Below are 16,539 nucleotides of genomic sequence, written 5' to 3' on the forward strand. Positions count from 1 at the left end.
GAGCAGCCGGAGCAGCCGGAGCAGCCGGAGCAGCCGGAGCAGCCGGAGCAGCCGGAGCAGCCGGAGCAGCCGGAGCAGCCGGAGCAGCCGGAGCAGCCGGAGCAGCGCCTTCAACCGGGCGCGCCGGGTTCACATGGCGGCTGTCGCCAAGCACGCTCTGACGCAGCTCGTCGGCAAACTTTTCCTGGTCTTCCTGCAAGGCAGCGGCGCGCTGGCGGAATTTCTCCTCCATCTCGCGGTTCAGCACCTCGCGGTCCAGTTCCGCCTTGATGTGGTTGAAGGCCGCGCGTGCGCGGCCCATCCACTGCCCGAGGCTACGTGCCGCTTTCGGCAGGCGCTCAGGGCCGAGTACCACCAGCGCGACTACGAACACCAGCGCCAGTTCGGACAGTCCGATATCAAACATGCCTCAGACCTTGTCCTGCTCCCGGGAATTCTGGGTCTGTTCAACGCGGTTGGCGGCGTCCAGTTTGCGTGACTGTTCGTCTTCACCGTCGCGCATGGCGTCTTTGAAGCCTTTCACGGCGCCGCCCATGTCCTTGCCGAGGCCGCGCAATTTCTTGGTGCCGAACAGCAACACGATGATGGCAAGAATGATCAGAAGCTGGGGCATGGAGATGCTGGAAAGCATGGTGTGTCTCCTGGTGGAGGTGCGCCCGGTGACCAACGTAACAGTGGTTCGATCGGGACACGGTTGTAATCAATTGGCGCTTGTCGGTGAAACCACCCATTGAGCGGCACTTGCATGACTGGACAATGAAACCGGCGGCGCCGGCAGCTCGCCCGCGCCGCACCATGTTCCGCGCGACGGGGGGATGCTGTCCATCTTTCCGGTGCCGACCTGGCCAACAGCTGCGTTCGACCAGGTCTCGACAGGCGGTTTCTGTTGTTGTTCGTCAGTGCGCTGGCGAAGTTGCGCTTAGCGTTTCATCGCCCAGCGGAACAGTAGTACACCGAATGCCAGCAGGCCAATCACGATCAGCACTGGCGCGGCAATCATCAGCAGTTGCGGCAGCGAGGGGCCGGTAAGCATGCTACACCTTTAAGTTCGAGTTCAGCGGTCGTTGCCGCGCGCCGCTTTTTCGTCGAGTCCGGACAGACCGAAGCGGCGCTGCAACTCGGTCAGCACCGGCTCTGGGCCGCTGTTGAGCTGGGCCAGCATCACCAGGCTGTGGAACCAGAGGTCGGCGGTCTCGGAGACCAGCGCTTGCAGGTCTCCGCCGGCTTCGGCATCGCGGGCAGCGAGAATGGTTTCCACCGCTTCCTCGCCGACCTTTTCAAGAATCTTGTTCAGCCCTTTGTGGTACAGCGCAGCCACATAAGAGGACTCAGGGGCGGCCTGCTTGCGCTGCTCCAGCACCGCGGCCAATTGCATCAAGACATCGCTCATCGGGAGCTCCTCGGTCAGTGCGCGCAGTCTAGCAGAGTCACGCTCAGCGCCGCAGCGCCCAGGCCAGCAACAGGCCGCCGGCGATGGCTGCGATGACGCTGGCGGCGCCGCTGGTGGCGAGCGGCACCGCCAGCAGGGCTACGGCGGCCACGCCACCTACCACTTTGCGGCGGTGACGCAGTTGGGCGGTGGCCAAGCGGGCTTCCTGTTCGCGTTGCTGGGCCGGCAGAGTGCGCAGGTTTTCCAACGCATCGCGCAGCAGATCCGGCATGTCCGGCAGTCGGGCAGCCCATTCCGGCGCCCGGTCCTGCAGCTTGCGCAGCGTCGCAGCAGGGCCGTATTCCTCCATGAGCCAGGCTTCCAGCAATGGCCGGCCGGTGCTCCAAATATCCAACGCCGGGTAGATGCTGCGGCCCAAGCCTTCAATATGGACGATGGTTTTCATCAGCAAGATGTACTGCACCGGCGCTTCAATATGGAAGCTGCGGGCGGTATCGAACAGGCGCATCACCAGCGGACCGAACTCCAGCTGGTCCAGCGGTTGCGACACCAACGGTTCGAGGATGCCGCGCACCGCCATTTCGAAGTGGTGGCGGTCCACCGGGCCGGTGCTCCAGCCGGCGCGCACGATCACATCCACCAAGCCGGCGTAGTCCTTGCGCATTACTGCCAGCACCATGCGGCCGAGCAGATGCAGGTCATCGCGGCCGAGACGGCCGGCAATGGCACAGTCCACCGCCATGTACTGCGGCGAGTGGGGGTGCTCCGGATTGACGAAAATGTTGCCGGGGTGCATGTCGGCGTGGAAGAAATTGTGGCGGAACACCTGCGCGAAGAAGATTTCCACGCCACGTTCGGCCAGAGCACGCGGGTCGATGCCGGCGGCGCGGATGCGCTCAATGTCATTCACCGGGATGCCGTTGATGCGGTCCATCACCAGCATGCGCGGGGTGGTGTATTGCATGTGGATTGGCGGGATGAACAGCAGCGGGCTGAACAGGAAGTGGCGGCGCATGGTTTCGCTGTTGTGCGCTTCCGACGACAGGTCCAGCTCGGCGAGAATGATGTGGCGGTAGTCCTCCACCACCCGCTGCGGACGCAGATAGCGGGCATCGTCCCACAGCCGCTCCAGCCAGCGGGCGCCGAACGCCATCACGGCCAGGTCTTGGCGCACGGTGCGTTCCAGCCCCGGTCGGCGGATTTTGATCACCACCTCGGTGCCATCCGGCAGCGCGGCGCTGTGTACTTGGGCAATGGACGCTGATGCCATCGGCTCGGCATCAAAACGGGCGAACACCTGTTCGATCGGCTGCCCCAGCTCCGCTTCAATGCGGGCGCGGGCGGCGTCGGCGGGGAACGGCGCCACTTGGTCCTGCAGCCGGGCCAGAGTGAGGGTCCATTCCGGCGGCAGCAGGTCGCGGCGGGTGGCCAGCAGCTGACCGAACTTGATGAAGATCGGCCCCAATGCTTCCAGCGCTGCGCGCAGGCGCTCACCTTCATCCAGGCGTGGACCGAACCAGCTGCTCGGCATCAGCCATTGCAGGACCACCAGCAGGGTGCGGGCCGGGTGCGGTGGCAGCAGCGACAGCACGCGGTAATAGCACAGCACGTGCAACACATAGAGCGAACGACGAACGGGAATCACTGTGCGTTGCCCTCCGGCCGGTCAGTCAGCCGCGCTAAACGCGCTTCCAGCCGTTCGGTGGCCATTTGCAGTTCCACCACTTCGTGGCCGAACTCGCGCAGTTCATGGCGGCTCGGTACCAGACCGCTTTCAAAGCGCAGGTAGTCAGCGCCTTGGCGAGCCAGCCGGCGCAGGCCGTCGCGGGCCCAGCTGAACAGTTGGCGCGCGCCGTGGTCGAGCTGGGCGGCCAGCTCTGGACCGATCACCGGCGCCAGCAATGCGCCCCAGTCCACGTCCAGCTGCTGCGCCAGTGCGGTGAGGCGTTGCAGCAGTTCGCGGTTGCCTTCGATGCGGACCGGCCCACCGATCACCGACGGCGCACTGCGCCAGCCGAGCAATTGGGCGGCCAGATCCAGGGCGTGGCCCTCCACCCGCACATCCGGTTCGGTGACGGCACCCAAATAGCACTCGACGCCGTCCTCGACGATCAGCACGAACAGCGAACGGGCCGGGAACCGCAGGCGGATCTCCAACAGGTGGCCGCTGTCTTCGCCAAGTTGCATCAGCGTCGCCGGATCAGCGCGCAGCGCGGTGTTCAGCGCGCGCTCCAGTGATGCCACCAGGGTGGTTTCGAGCAGCCCGGGTACCGGTGTGTCATCCATGTTCAGGCCTTGAATCCGCGGTGCAGCGCAACGATGCCGCCGGTCATGTTGAAGTAGTCGCAGCGCATGAAGCCGGCCTGTTCCATCATCCCTTTCAGGGTCGGTTGGTCGGGGTGCATGCGGATCGATTCGGCCAGGTACTGGTAGCTCTCGGCATCGCCGGCCACCAGTTTGCCAATGCGTGGCAGCACCGCGAACGAGTACAGGTCGTAGAGTTTTTCCAGCGGCCGGTGCACCGGTTTGGAGAACTCCAGCACCAGCAGGCGGCCACCCGGTTTCAGCACCCGCAGCATCGACGCCAGCGCCTTGTCCTTGTCGGTGACGTTGCGCAGCCCGAAGGCGATGGTGATGGTGTTGAAGGTGTTGTCAGCGAACGGCAAGCATTCGGCGTTCACCTGCACCACCTCGGTATTGTGGGCGCAGCCGGCATCGAACAAACGGTCGCGGCCCACGGACAGCATGGCGTCGTTGATGTCCGCCAGCACCACGGCGCCTTGGTCGCCGACCATGCGCGAGAACTTGATCGCCAGGTCGCCGGTGCCGCCGGCCAGGTCGAGCACTTTATGGCCGGGACGCACCCCGGACAGCTCCAGCGTCAGCCGTTTCCAGGCGCGGTGGATGCCCATCGACATCAGGTCGTTCATGAGATCGTATTTGGGCGCCACCGAGCGGAACACGCCGGCGACGCGGCTGGCCTTGTCCTGCCAAGCCACCTGTTGGTAGCCGAAGTGGGTGGTTTTTTCATCAGCCATGGCACGTCTCCGTGAGCAAGACCGGCCCGAACGGATGCGGGTCGGCGTCAAGCAAGCGTTGCATGATAACCCGTTCGCGGGCGGTGAGGGTGGTCACCAATGCCGCCACATCGGGCACCGGTGCCAGGGCCGCAAAGGCCTGTTGCAGAAACTCGTACAGCGCCGCCAGGCCGGCATTGCGGGCCGGTCGCTCGACCCAGCGGAAGGTGGTGCGCACCACCCGGCTGTGCACCAGCCGGCCGGTGGCGAGACCGGCGCTGGCCAGCAGTTGAAACTGTTGCAGTCGCTGGGCGCGTTGGTCGAGACGGCGGTAGGCCGCAGCGTAATGGGCATCGTCGAGCGGGTCGTCGCCGAGGGCATCGAGCAACGCTTCATCCAGTTCCTGGGTCAGCACTGCGGTGTCGAGCACGTCGGCACTGGTGGCCATCACCCTTTCTGGCAGCAGGCGCAGCGCTTTCGGCAGCGCCCGGCGGATGTCCTGCGCCACCGGTTTCAGGTCGCGGCCGCCGTAGACATCGTGCAGCAGGAAGTTGGCAGCGGCGGCCAGCGCCGGGCCTTGAAACAGGTCAGCGTGACTGCGCAGCAGCCGTTGGCGTTGGTGCTGTTGCAGCTGTGCCAGGCGAGCGCGAAACCCTGCGTCCTGGTGCTGGCGCAGGGCGTCAAAGCGGGCAAGGGTGTGGTGCAGGCGCTGGCCGGCGGGTGGCATGGTGAGCCCCGTCATCGAAAGTGCGGCGATGATAGCAGGCCAACTGCGGTGGCACACGGTCACCACGCACTGCTGACCGGGCGCGTCGGCCCGGTCAGCAGTGGTGAGGATCAGAGGATGTAGCGGCTCAGGTCTTCGTCGCCGGCCAGCTCGCCGAGGTAACGATCCACCGCTTCCGCGTCCAGCACCAGCGGCTGGTCGTGGTACTGGGTGGCGAGGCTGTCGGCATCGAAGCTGATCTCTTCCAGCAGCTTTTCCAGCACCGTGTGCAGGCGCCGGGCGCCGATGTTCTCGACCCGTTCATTGACCTGCCAGGCCACCTCGGCAATGCGTTTAATGCAGGCCGGGGTGAACTCGATCTTCAGCCCTTCGGTGTCCAGCAGCGCTCGGTATTGCTCGGTGAGCGAGGCATTGGGCTCGGTGAGGATGCACTCGAAGTCCGCCACCGATAGCGCTTCCAGCTCTACCCGCAGCGGCAAACGGCCCTGCAGTTCCGGGATTAGATCCGAGGGCTTGCTGAGGTGGAAGGCGCCGGAGGCGATGAACAGGATGTGGTCGGTGTGCACCATGCCGTACTTGGTGTTGACGGTGCAACCTTCAATCAGCGGCAACAAGTCGCGTTGTACGCCCTCGCGGCTGACATCGGTGCCGCTGGTCTCACCCCGACGGGCCACCTTGTCGATTTCGTCGATGAACACGATGCCGTGGTTTTCCACCAGCTCCACCGCGCGCACTTTCAGTTCTTCGTCGTTAATCAGCTTGGCCGCTTCTTCGTCGCGCACCAGCCGGCGCGCTTCCGCCACCTTCATCTTGCGGGTGTTCTGGCGACCGCCGCCCATGCGCGAAAACATCTGCTGCAGTTGGCTGGTCATTTCTTCCATGCCCGGCGGTGCCATGATGTCCATGCCCATCGCCGGTGCCGCCACGTCGATTTCGATGTCGCGGTCGTCCAGCTCGCCCTCGCGCAGTTTCTTGCGAAACACTTGGCGGGTGCTGCTGTCGAGGTTGTTGTCGCTGCCCCGGGCCGGTGGCAGCAGCGCATCGAGGATGCGTTCCTCGGCGGCGTCCTCGGCGCGGTGGGACTGCTTCTGGATCTCTTTTTCACGCAGCAGCTTGATCGCCGTTTCCATCAGGTCGCGGATGATCGACTCTACATCGCGGCCGACATAGCCGACTTCGGTGAACTTGGTCGCTTCCACTTTCAGGAACGGCGCGTCGGCCAGACGGGCCAGGCGGCGGGCGATTTCGGTCTTGCCGACCCCGGTGGGGCCGATCATGAGGATGTTTTTCGGTGACACTTCGCGGCGCAGTTCCGGCGGCAGTTGCATGCGGCGCCAGCGGGTACGCAGCGCCAGCGCCACCGCGCGCTTGGCAGAATGTTGGCCAACGATGTGCTTGTTCAATTCGGCGACGATGTCGCGGGGCGTCAGGGCGGCCATATCGGTTACCAGCTCAGCTCTTCAAAGGAATGATTCAGGTTGGTGTAGATGCAGATGTTGCCGGCGATGGTGAGACTCTTCTCAACGATCTCGCGCGGTGGCAGCTCGGTGTTCTCCAGCAGCGCCAGCGCGGCGGACTGGGCGAAGGGGCCGCCGGAGCCGATCGCGATCAGATCATGTTCCGGTTCAATCACGTCGCCGTTGCCGGTGATGATCAGCGAGGCTTCTTTGTCCGCCACCGCCAGCAGCGCTTCCAAGCGGCGCAGGGCGCGATCGGTGCGCCAGTCCTTAGCCAGCGCCACGGCGGCGCGCACTAAGTGGCCTTGGTGTTGGTCGAGTTTGGCTTCGAAGCGCTCGAACAGGGTGAAGGCGTCGGCGGTGCCGCCGGCGAAACCGGCAATCACCTTGCCGTTGTGCAGGCGGCGCACCTTGCGTGCGTTGCCCTTCATGATGGTATTGCCCAGGCTGACCTGGCCATCGCCACCGATCACCACACTGTTGCCGCGTCGAACCGAGACAATGGTGGTGCCGCGATACTGTTCCATGGAGGCTCCTTGCGCCGTGACTGATGGATGGCGAAGGAATATGGGGGGTGCTGCCGCGAACTCAAGGCGCGGCGGCAAAAACAATCGGCCGGCACCGAACGGTGCCGGCCTCGGGATCAGCCGCCGCGCACGCGGATCGGCAGCGTTTCGATGCCGACGCCGACCAGTTTGTCCTGGGCGCTGTGCATGGCGTTGACGTTGTTGAACGGGCCAATCATGACCCGGTACCAGGTGTCACCGGAATCCAGCGCCACCGGCTGTACGCGCGCCTCGAAGCCCTGCATCGCCAGTTCCGCGCGGCGGCGGTCGGCATCCTGGCTGCGGCGGAACGAGCCGGCCTGCAGCTGGAACTGCTCATTGGAAGCAGCATTGCCCGCCGGCGTGGAGGTGCGGTTGTTGGCGGTGTTATTGGTGCCGGCAGCGGGGGCGGTCGGCCGCGCCGGAATCGCCGGTTCTTCCTTCGGCACGATCACTTCCATCTGCGGCAGCACCGCATAGAAGTCGAAGCGTGGCGCCTGTTCCGCGGGTTTGTCCGCCGGTTTGGCAGGCTGGGTGGTTGCCGGCGGTGGCGCGGTGGCCGGGCGCTGCTGACCGGCTGGCGGCAGCGGTGCGTTGACCACCTGCTCCTTGCGCAGGTTGCCGAGCCCGAACAGGAAGGCAATGAACAAGCCGGCGGCGAGGCCGGCCACCAGCCACACCCAGCCGGGCACGCCGCGGCGCTGGGGGCGACGGGCAGCGGGCTTGCGGCTGGCGCCGCGACGGGGGGCGGCGGGTTTTTTGGCCATTACATGCGCTCCAAGGTCGGAATGCCGAGCAAGTCGAGACCGGTGTGCAACGTGCGTGCGGTGAGTGCCGCCAGTTGCAGGCGGCTGGTGCGCAGCGCGGCATCATCACCGGCCAGGACTGGGCAATTCTCATAGAACGACGAGAACGCCCCGGCCAGATCATAAAGGTAGCTGCACAGCACATGCGGCGTACCTTTATCGGCCACCTGTTGCAGTACTTCCTCGAACCGCACCAGTAGGTTGGCCAGCGTCAGCTCTTGCTCGGCGGACAGCTGCGGCGGGGTATCCGGCAGTTGCTCCGGGCGCAGGCCGGCGCGGCGGAACAGGCTGGCGACGCGGGTATAGGCATACAGCAGGTAGGGCGCGGTATTGCCTTCGAAGCTCAGCATCTGCTCGAAATTGAAGATGTAGTCACTGCTGCGGTGCTTGGACAGGTCGGCGTACTTCACCGCGCTGATGCCCACCACATGGCCGATGTGCAGCAGCTCTTCGGAGTCCAGCTCCGGGTTCTTGTCGCGCACCAGCGCCAGTGCCCGATCTTCTGCTTCAGTGAGCAGATCCACCAGCTTCACGGTGCCGCCGGTGCGGGTCTTGAACGGCTTACCGTCGGCGCCGTTCATGGTGCCAAAGCCCATGTGGCCGAGGTCGGTGTCAGCGCCGACAAAACCAGCTTTACGCGCCACTTCGAATACTTGTTGGAAGTGCAGTGCTTGGCGTTGGTCGACGAAGTAAAGAATACGGTCGGCGCCGAGAGTGCCAGCACGGTAGCGCAGCGCAGCCAGATCGCTGGTGGCGTACAGGTAGCCGCCATCAGCCTTCTGCACGATCACCGGTAGCGGTTCGCCTTCTTTGTTCTTGAAGTCGTCGAGGAACACGCAGCGGGCGCCGTCGCTGTCTTGCAGCAGGCCGGCGTCATCCAGCGCTGCCACCACTTTCGGCAGCTCCGGGTTGTAGGCGCTTTCGCCGCGCACGTCCTGCGGGGTGAGGCTGACGCCGAGTCGTTGGTAGACATCAAAGCAGTGACGCAGCGAGACGTGGTTAAAGTCCTGCCACATCTTCAGGCAGTGCGGGTCGCCGGATTGCAGCGCCACCACCAGCTCGCGGGCGCGCTGAGCGAACTCCGGACTGTCGTCAAACCGCAGTTTGGCGGCGCGATAGAAGGCTTCCAGGTCGGCCAGCTCAGCGGCCAGTTCCGCTTGGTCCTGGTTCTGTTCTTCCAGGTAGGCCAGCAACATGCCGAATTGAGTGCCCCAGTCGCCGACGTGGTTCTGGCGGATCACACGGTGGCCGAGGAATGCCAGCGTGCGCGCCACAGCGTCGCCGATGATGGTGGAACGCAGGTGACCGACGTGCATTTCCTTGGCCAGGTTGGGACCGGAATAGTCCACCACCACGGTGCGTGCCGGGTCCGCCTTACGCACGCCGAGGTGCGCGTCCTGCAGTGCGTGCTGCAGGCGCGTGGCGAGGTAATCGTCGGCCTGAAAAAAGTTGATAAATCCGGGCCCGGCGATGTCCACCTGGCGGATCGCCGGGTGGGCCGGCAGCGCCTCGACGATGGCGGTGGCCAGGTCGCGCGGCTTTAGACCGGCGGGCTTGGCCAGCATCATGGCGATGTTGGTGGCGAAGTCGCCGTGGCTCTTATCGCGGGTGTGTTCCAGCTGCACCGGCGGTTGGGGCTGTTCCGGCAGCACGCCGCGTTGACGCAGCGTGGCCAGGGCGTCTTCGACGCAGGCAATGATCAGGTCTTTCATGGCTCGCTGAGTGTGAGTCCCTGTGAGAGGGCGCGATTGTACGGGAAAACGATGACCACTGCTGCAACGCCCCTTAGAGCATGTCCACCGGGTCCACATCCAGGTGCCAGCGGCATTGGCGGCTGTGGGGGTGTTCTTGCAGTGCCGTGAGCAAGGCCGGCAGCGCACCGTGTAGCGCGGCGCGGGCCGGCGCCAATAGCAGTAATTGAGCGCGGTGGCGGCCCTGGCGACGCTCCATCGGCGCCGGGATCGGTCCCAGGCAGAGCACGCTGCCGTCCGCCGGCAACACCGTGGTGCTGTCTTGCAGCAGCTGCAGAGCCGTCTGAGGCGCCATTGATTCCGCGCGCACCAGCGCCAGGTGACCATAGGGCGGCAGCCCGGTTTGCTGGCGCTCCACCAGCAGGTGTTCGGCAAAGCGGTGGTAGTCGCCGGCGGTCAGCAGTTGCAGCAGCGGGTTGTCAGGCTGGCGGGTCTGGATCAGCAGGGTGCCGGGGTGGCTGCCGCGACCGGTGCGACCCGCCACTTGCAGGATCAATTGCGCGGCGTGCTCCGGGCCACGGAAGTCGGCGCTAAGGAAGCCGCTGTCGGCGTCCAGCATCACCGCCAAGTCGAGACCGCTGAAGTGGTGCCCTTTGGCCAGCATCTGGGTCCCCACCAGCAGCAGCGGGCCGCCTTTTTGGATAGTGGCCAGGGAAGCATCGAGGCTGCCCTTGCGGCGGGTGGTGTCGCGGTCGATACGCAACAGAGGTGTGTCCGGGAACGCCTGGCGCAGCACCTGCTCGAGCTTTTCGGTGCCGGCGCCCATATCACGCAGGTGCTGGGAGCCGCACGACGGGCAGCGCGGGGGCACTGGTTGCTGGTGGTCGCAGTGGTGACAGCGCAGGCTGCGGTCGCTGCGGTGCCAGGTCATATTGGCGTCGCAGCGCGGGCATTCCGACTGCCAATCGCAATCTTGGCACAGCAACATAGGCGCGTAGCCGCGCCGGTTGATGAACACCAACGCCTGGCGGCCCCGTTGCAAGGTGGTGCCGAGTGCCTCCAGGCTGCGCGGGCTAAGCGGCTGATCTGGCCCCAACTGGCGGCAGTCCTCCAGCACAATACGGGGCGGACGGGCGTCGCCGGTGCGCTGGGTCAAACGCAAGGTATCAAAGCGGCCGCTGCGGGTGTTGTGCAGGGTTTCCAGTGACGGCGTGGCGGAGCCGAGCACCACCGGCACGTTCATCAGCTGGGCGCGCCACACCGCCAGATCGCGCGCGGAGTAACGGAAACCGTCCTGCTGTTTAAAGGAGCCATCGTGGGCTTCGTCCACCACCACCAGTCCAGGTTTAGCCAGCGGCGTAAAAATGGCGGAGCGGGTGCCAAGCACAATGCGCGCGCTGCCTTCACGGGCTGCCAACCAAGCGTCCAGACGTTCAGTATCGGTGAGGCCGGAGTGCAGTACCGTCACCGGCACGCTGAAACGGGCGCGGAAGCGGCGGATGGTTTGCGGCGTCAGGCCGATTTCCGGCACCAGCACCAAGACCTGCTCGCCCGCTTCCAGCGCGGCGGCCATGGCCTGTAAGTAGACCTCGGTCTTGCCGCTGCCAGTGATGCCGTCCAGCAGGAACGGCGCGAAGCGGCCGCGCGCGGCTAATAAGGCATCAATGGCGGCGTGCTGTTCGGCGGTGGCAGCCAGCGCCGGCTCCGCCAGCACCGCTGGTCCGGTGAGCGGTGGCGACAGCGGTACGTCGGTGAGTACCAGTTCCGCCCAGCCGCGTTCAGCCAGTGCTTTCAGGGGCGGGTTGCTGAGTCCGAGCGAGGCCAGCATGGCGCGGCTGAGGCCGCCCGGATGTTCGGCCAGTACCGCCAGCGCCTGCTGCTGGCGCGGTGCCCGTTGTAGGGCGGCGGGGTCGGCATGGCGACCGCGGGCGGTCAAACGCCACAGTGGCTCGCCGGGACGTTCCGCCGCGCGCCCCTGGCGCAGCAGCGTCGGCAGCGCGGTATGCAGCACTTCGCCAAGCGGATGGTGGTAGTACTGGGCGGCGCGCTGGCACAGGGCCATCAGGTCGGCATCAAGCACCGGATCGGTGTCGAGCAGTTGCCGCAGCGGGCGCAGTTTATGTGCGCCCGGTTCTGCCTCGCCTACTTCCCAAACAATGCCAATCAGCCGGCGGCGACCGAAATCCACTTCGCAGCGGGTGCCCGGGCGCGGCAGGGGGCTGCCTGCCAGTGGCAGATAGTCGAACAATTGACGCAGCGGCACGGGAACCGCCACCCGGATCACGGTTTGCAGCGCCAAGAAGGAAGGCCTCGATCGATGGGGGATCACCGGAAACGGTGGAAATTAGCTCAGTTCTATCTTGCGCAACGCGCGCAAGCTGGTAGTATTCGCGTTCCCTTTTGCCCGGCGCAAGCCATATGTGTGGTGCCTGACTGTTTCACTGGCCAGGTAAGTCCAGTGAAAACAAGGCTGCGGGTAGCGACACACGGAGTCGAGCCATGAAATCAGACATTCATCCGAATTACCAGAACGTAAGCATCACCTGCTCCTGCGGCAATGTGATTGAGACCCGCTCCACCCGCGCGGAAGATTTCCTGGTGGACGTGTGCTCCAAATGCCACCCGTTCTACACCGGCACCCAGAAAGTGGCTGACACCGGTGGCCAGATCGACAAATTCAAGCAGCGCTTTGGTGTCATCAGCTCGCGTAAGAAGAGCTGAACCGCCCGCTAGCATTTTTAAAGTTAGCTGCAGCTCAAAAAGCACCCTGGCGGGTGCTTTTTGTGTTTAAGGCTTTTGAAATTTTCAAACTTTGGGTCAGAGAGAGTCGTCCGGCCAGTCGGCCGGGTACCAGGAGAGCATGATGTCGGATGAGTTCAAGCAGGCAGCGCTGGATTACCACGCCAAGCCCCGTCCGGGCAAAATCAGCGTGGAAATCACCAAACCCGCCAACACCGGGGCGGACCTGACGCTGGCATACAGCCCGGGGGTCGCCGAACCGGTCCGCGAGATTGCCCGTGAGCCCGAGCTCGCGTACCGCTACACCTCCAAGGGCAACCTGGTGGCGGTGATCAGCGATGGCTCCGCGATCCTGGGCCTGGGTGACCTGGGCGCCTTGGCGTCGAAGCCGGTGATGGAAGGCAAAGGCATTCTGTTCAAGCGCTTCGCCGGCATCGATGTGTTCGACATCGAAGTGGAAGCGGAAGACCCGCAGGCGTTCATCGACACCGTGACCCGTATCCATTGCACCTTCGGTGGCATCAACCTTGAGGACATCAAGGCGCCGGAGTGCTTTGAAATCGAACGTGTGCTGAAGAGCACCTGCGACGTGCCGGTGTTCCACGACGATCAGCACGGTACCGCGATCGTGATCGGCGCCGGTATTTACAACGCGCTGAAGCTGCAGAAAAAGAATATCGAAGACATCGTGGTGGTGTGCGTCGGTGCCGGTGCTGCTGGGGTTGCCTCCGCCAAGTTGCTGATCGAAATGGGCGTGCGCCGCGAAAACGTACTGATGCTGGACCGCAAGGGCGTGATTCACAGCCGCCGCGATGACCTGAACCAGTACAAAGCCGCGTTTGCGGTGAACACGGAAAAACGCACCTTGGCGGATGCCATGGAAGGCGCTGACGTGTTTATCGGCGTATCTGGCCCCGACACCGTGACCCCGGAAATGGTGGCCAGCATGGCGCCCAACCCGGTGATCTTCGCGCTGGCCAACCCGGACCCGGAAATCCGCCCGGAACTGGCTCGCTCGGTGCGCCAGGACATGATCATTGCCACCGGCCGTTCGGATTACCCGAACCAGGTGAACAACGTGCTGTGCTTCCCGTACATCTTCCGTGGTGCGTTGGATGTGCGCGCCACCGCCATCAATGAGCAGATGAAGATTGCGGCGGTGCGTGCCATTGCTTCACTGGTGCACGAGCCGGTACCGGAAGAAGTGGCCCGCGCCTATGGCGGCACCAGCCTCAAGTTCGGCCCGGACTACATTATTCCTAAGCCCACCGATCCGCGCCTGCTCGGTGTGGTGTCGGCGGCGGTGGCGCAGACCGCGGTGGACACCGGTGTGGCCCGCAAGGGTTACCCGTCGCACTACCCGCTGAAAACCGTGGACGACATCTTCCCGGCTGAGCTGGGTTGATCGCCATGCGGTCATAAAAAAGCCGGCCTTGGGCCGGCTTTTTTGTGCCTGAAAATGGGTGGCAGCAACCAGTGGTGCCGCTGTAACGGCCAGCGTCGTCGCGGGTGGTGCAGCGAGGGTGGGCGTTCCGCATCTATGAAAAAGCCGGCGTAGGGCCGGATTTTGCGGTGCTACACCCCGGCGCGGGCGCCGGGGCAGCAATCAGAACAGTTCTTCCGGCAGCACCTGCTCTTCATCACCGCTGTAGCCGGGGATCAGGTCACGGGTGTCCTCGTCCGGCAGGTTTTCTTCGCGGAAATATTCGAAAATCGCGTCGCTGGCACCGGGGGCGGCGCGCAGGCCGGTGGCCGGGTTGATGCGCGCGGAGACGATACCCGGTGGCTGCGGTAGCGGTTTCTCTGGCACCTCTTTGAGCGCGCGGCTCATAAAGTCGATCCAGATCGGCAGCGCCACTTTGCCGCCGTATTCGCCCCAGCCAAGCGTGGACGGTTGATCGAAGCCGACCCAGGAAATCGCCACTAGGCCGCCGGTACTGTAGCCGGAGAACCAAGCGTCAAGGTGATCGTTGGTGCTGCCGGTTTTTCCGGCCAGATCGCGGCGCTGGAGGCTGCGGGCGCCGGCGGCGGTGCCACGATTAACCACGTCTTGCAGCATCGAGTCCATTAGCCAAGCAGTGCGGCCATCCAGCGTGCGCGGGCGCCACACTTCACCGCTGTCACTGCCGCTGAGTCGGGCCGGTGGCTCGGCGTGCGCGTCGGTGGCGATCGGTGAGGAGCTGGGTTCGCGACGTGGGGCAATGTCGGCGCTGAAGTTCATCACATGGCGTTCGCTGCCGCACTCCTGTTCCTCACACAGCACCACCTGTGGCGCCTGCCACAGTAGTTCGCCGTCTTTGTCCTCGATGCGTTGGATGAACCACGGCTCTACCAGATAGCCGCCATTGGCAAACACCGCATAGCCCACCGCCATATCCATCGGGGTTACGGTGGCGCTGCCCAGCGCCAGCGACAGATCGCGGGCGAAACGCTCGGTGGGTAGACCGAACTGACGCAGCGTGGCGAAAGCCTGGTTGAGGCCGATTTGCTGCAGCAGCCGTACTGAGACCAGGTTCAGCGAACGGTAGAGCGCTTCGCGCACCCGCGTGGGGCCGTAGAAACGGCTGCTGGCGCCGGTCGGACGCCAGGCGTTTTCCATATCGGCGCTTTGGAACACTACCGGTGCGTCATTAAAGATGGTGGCCGGGGTAATGCCGGTTTCCAGCCCGGCGGCATAAACAAATGGCTTGAACACCGAGCCGGCCTGGCGGTGGGCTTGAGTGACGCGGTTGTAGTGCGACAGCGAGAAGCTGTAGCCGCCCTGCAGCGCCAGAATGGCGCCGCTGTGCGGGTCGATGCCCACCAGCGCGCCCTGCGCGGCCGGCACTTGCGCCAGCCGCCATACGCTGTGATCGCCGTCTTTGACCGGCCGCAGGCGTACCACATCGCCGACGCTAAGTAGCTGGTTGAGCTGCTCTGGCGCGTTACCGACGCGGCTGGCGGTCTGGTAGGGCCGTGCCCAGCTGGCTTGTTTGAGGTTGAGTACTGCCAAGCGACCGCCGGACAGCACCAGTTGCGCCTGTTCGGCGCCGACCTGCGCCACCACTGCGGCGTCCAGATCGCCAATGCGTGGTCGACCGCGCAGCGCAGCGCGAGCCCAGGTTATTGCCGCTTCGTTAGGCAGTCCGTCGTCAGCGATGCCGCTGCCGAGCGGCGGCAGATCGTCCACGGCAACTTTGGCTTCGGCGCCGCGCCAGCCGTGGCGCTCGTCATAATTTTGCAGGCCATGCTGCAGGCTGCTCACCGCGGCGCGTTGCATGTCGGCGCGCAGAGTGGTGATCACGCGTATGCCGTCGGTATAGATACGCTCGCCAAGCGCGTTGAACAGTTGCTGGCGGGCCATTTCGGCGACGTAGGCGCCGTCGATGTCGAGCTGCGGAGAGTGCACGCTGGCGGTGTTGGGGGCGGCAGTGGCGGCATCGAACTCAGCCTGAGTAATGCGCTCGTGGCGCAGCATGCGACCAAGAATCCAGTTGCGGCGCTCCAACGCCCGGCGCGGGTTGGCAATCGGGTTGAAGGCCGACGGTGCTTTCGGCAAGCCGGCGATCATCACCAGCTCCGGCAGCGTCAGCTCGTCAATGCTGCGGCCGTAGTAGACCTGGGCGGCAGCTTCGATGCCGTAGGCGCGGTGGCCGAGGAAAATCTTGTTGGCGTACAGCTCGAAGATCTCTTCCTTGGTGAGCAAGTCTTCGATTTGCAGCGCCAGCATGATCTCGTTGAATTTGCGCAGGAAAGTCTGATCGGCACTGAGGAAGAAGTTGCGCGCTACCTGCATGGTGATGGTGGAGCCGCCGGAGCGGATTTGGCGGTAGCGCAGCAGCTCGGTGGCGGCACGGGTGAGGCCCTTGAAGTCGACGCCGCCGTGTTCGAAGAAGCGATCGTCTTCCGCCGAGATCAGTGCATTGACGAACGCCGGCGGGATGTCCTCATAACGCACCGGGGTGCGGCGTTGTTCCCCGTATTCCGCCATCAGCTCACCGTCGGCGGTGTAAATACGCAACGGCACCTGGAAGGTCACTTCCCGCAGTTGGTCGGCGGGCGGCAAATGCGGACCCAGATAAAGGTAGCTGGCGGACAGCAGCATCACCACGGCACTGGCGCCGAGTAGAGCGGCGGCACAGAGCAGGGGGAGCCAGAATTTTAAGAGCCTCATGACATCTCGCGAGT

General features: G+C 64.6%; 15 protein-coding genes. 2 read left to right on the top strand and 13 right to left on the bottom strand.

Translation table 11 applies throughout. The features are described 5' to 3' along the window. The 12 genes from tatB to AB5I84_RS12460 all read right to left on the bottom strand — a co-directional run. A partial coding sequence (gene tatB / locus AB5I84_RS12405; RefSeq protein WP_369456224.1) for a Sec-independent protein translocase protein TatB occupies positions 1 to 406 on the bottom strand: 406 nt, incomplete at its 3' end. Between the two features lie 3 nt (positions 407 to 409). Next, positions 410 to 631 carry a twin-arginine translocase TatA/TatE family subunit gene (gene tatA, locus AB5I84_RS12410; RefSeq protein ID WP_369456225.1) on the bottom strand — a complete coding sequence of 74 codons (222 nt, stop codon included), beginning with the start codon at positions 629 to 631 and terminating at the stop codon, positions 410 to 412. Between the two features lie 423 nt (positions 632 to 1,054). Then, complete coding sequence (locus AB5I84_RS12415) at positions 1,055 to 1,390, bottom strand: phosphoribosyl-ATP diphosphatase (protein WP_369456226.1); 336 nt, start codon at positions 1,388 to 1,390, stop codon at positions 1,055 to 1,057. Positions 1,391 to 1,433: 43 nt separating this feature from the next. Further along, complete coding sequence (locus AB5I84_RS12420; RefSeq protein ID WP_369456227.1) at positions 1,434 to 3,035, bottom strand: AarF/UbiB family protein; 1,602 nt, start codon at positions 3,033 to 3,035, stop codon at positions 1,434 to 1,436. Continuing rightward, a complete protein-coding gene (locus AB5I84_RS12425) occupies positions 3,032 to 3,676 on the bottom strand; it encodes a ubiquinone biosynthesis accessory factor UbiJ (RefSeq protein ID WP_369456228.1) in 645 nt (214 codons plus the stop codon). The genes AB5I84_RS12420 and AB5I84_RS12425 overlap by 4 nt, the downstream gene beginning before the upstream one ends. 2 nt (positions 3,677 to 3,678) lie before the next feature. Beyond that, positions 3,679 to 4,428 (bottom strand): bifunctional demethylmenaquinone methyltransferase/2-methoxy-6-polyprenyl-1,4-benzoquinol methylase UbiE, encoded by a 750-nt coding sequence (gene ubiE / locus AB5I84_RS12430; RefSeq protein ID WP_369456229.1) that lies wholly within the window; start codon positions 4,426 to 4,428, stop codon positions 3,679 to 3,681. Beyond that, entirely contained in the window at positions 4,421 to 5,149 is a 729-nt protein-coding gene (locus AB5I84_RS12435; RefSeq protein ID WP_369456230.1) for a DUF8198 family protein, read from the bottom strand. Before AB5I84_RS12435 ends, ubiE begins: the two co-directional genes overlap by 8 nt. A 95-nt stretch (positions 5,150 to 5,244) precedes the next feature. After that, a complete protein-coding gene (hslU, locus tag AB5I84_RS12440) occupies positions 5,245 to 6,573 on the bottom strand; it encodes an ATP-dependent protease ATPase subunit HslU (RefSeq protein ID WP_369456231.1) in 1,329 nt (442 codons plus the stop codon). Positions 6,574 to 6,578: 5 nt separating this feature from the next. Next, positions 6,579 to 7,118, bottom strand: coding sequence for an ATP-dependent protease subunit HslV (gene hslV / locus AB5I84_RS12445; RefSeq protein WP_369456232.1), 540 nt, complete (start codon positions 7,116 to 7,118; stop codon positions 6,579 to 6,581). Between the two features lie 116 nt (positions 7,119 to 7,234). Beyond that, positions 7,235 to 7,903, bottom strand: a complete 669-nt coding sequence (locus AB5I84_RS12450) for an SPOR domain-containing protein (RefSeq protein WP_369456233.1) — start codon at positions 7,901 to 7,903, stop codon at positions 7,235 to 7,237. Next, on the bottom strand, positions 7,903 to 9,654 hold the full coding sequence (argS, locus tag AB5I84_RS12455) for an arginine--tRNA ligase (RefSeq protein WP_369456234.1): 1,752 nt from the start codon (positions 9,652 to 9,654) through the stop codon (positions 7,903 to 7,905). Before argS ends, AB5I84_RS12450 begins: the two co-directional genes overlap by 1 nt. Before the next feature lie 73 nt (positions 9,655 to 9,727). Further along, on the bottom strand, positions 9,728 to 11,932 hold the full coding sequence (locus AB5I84_RS12460) for a primosomal protein N' (RefSeq protein ID WP_369456235.1): 2,205 nt from the start codon (positions 11,930 to 11,932) through the stop codon (positions 9,728 to 9,730). Positions 11,933 to 12,132: 200 nt separating this feature from the next. On the opposite strand from AB5I84_RS12460, the gene rpmE reads away from it, so the two are divergent. Beyond that, positions 12,133 to 12,354 carry a 50S ribosomal protein L31 gene (gene rpmE, locus AB5I84_RS12465; RefSeq protein ID WP_369456236.1) on the top strand — a complete coding sequence of 74 codons (222 nt, stop codon included), beginning with the start codon at positions 12,133 to 12,135 and terminating at the stop codon, positions 12,352 to 12,354. Between the two features lie 142 nt (positions 12,355 to 12,496). Further along, a complete protein-coding gene (locus AB5I84_RS12470) occupies positions 12,497 to 13,777 on the top strand; it encodes a malic enzyme-like NAD(P)-binding protein (RefSeq protein ID WP_369456237.1) in 1,281 nt (426 codons plus the stop codon). 201 nt (positions 13,778 to 13,978) lie between these two features. On the opposite strand, the gene AB5I84_RS12475 is transcribed toward AB5I84_RS12470, so the two are convergent. Beyond that, positions 13,979 to 16,525 (bottom strand): penicillin-binding protein 1A, encoded by a 2,547-nt coding sequence (locus tag AB5I84_RS12475; protein WP_369456238.1) that lies wholly within the window; start codon positions 16,523 to 16,525, stop codon positions 13,979 to 13,981. Between the last annotated feature and the right edge of the window lie 14 nt (positions 16,526 to 16,539).

The sequence above is a fragment of the Alcanivorax sp. REN37 genome, from assembly GCF_041102775.1.
GTDB lineage: Bacteria > Pseudomonadota > Gammaproteobacteria > Pseudomonadales > Alcanivoracaceae > Isoalcanivorax > Isoalcanivorax beigongshangi.

Coding starts and splice junctions, on each gene's coding strand:
- tatA (WP_369456225.1), bottom strand. CDS start 631: ATGCTTTCCAGCATCTCCATGCCCCAGCTTCTGATCATTCTTGCCATC.
- AB5I84_RS12415 (WP_369456226.1), bottom strand. CDS start 1,390: ATGAGCGATGTCTTGATGCAATTGGCCGCGGTGCTGGAGCAGCGCAAG.
- AB5I84_RS12425 (WP_369456228.1), bottom strand. CDS start 3,676: ATGGATGACACACCGGTACCCGGGCTGCTCGAAACCACCCTGGTGGCA.
- ubiE (WP_369456229.1), bottom strand. CDS start 4,428: ATGGCTGATGAAAAAACCACCCACTTCGGCTACCAACAGGTGGCTTGG.
- AB5I84_RS12435 (WP_369456230.1), bottom strand. CDS start 5,149: ATGACGGGGCTCACCATGCCACCCGCCGGCCAGCGCCTGCACCACACC.
- hslU (WP_369456231.1), bottom strand. CDS start 6,573: ATGGCCGCCCTGACGCCCCGCGACATCGTCGCCGAATTGAACAAGCAC.
- hslV (WP_369456232.1), bottom strand. CDS start 7,118: ATGGAACAGTATCGCGGCACCACCATTGTCTCGGTTCGACGCGGCAAC.
- AB5I84_RS12450 (WP_369456233.1), bottom strand. CDS start 7,903: ATGGCCAAAAAACCCGCCGCCCCCCGTCGCGGCGCCAGCCGCAAGCCC.
- argS (WP_369456234.1), bottom strand. CDS start 9,654: ATGAAAGACCTGATCATTGCCTGCGTCGAAGACGCCCTGGCCACGCTG.
- rpmE (WP_369456236.1), top strand. CDS start 12,133: ATGAAATCAGACATTCATCCGAATTACCAGAACGTAAGCATCACCTGC.
- AB5I84_RS12470 (WP_369456237.1), top strand. CDS start 12,497: ATGTCGGATGAGTTCAAGCAGGCAGCGCTGGATTACCACGCCAAGCCC.
- AB5I84_RS12475 (WP_369456238.1), bottom strand. CDS start 16,525: ATGAGGCTCTTAAAATTCTGGCTCCCCCTGCTCTGTGCCGCCGCTCTA.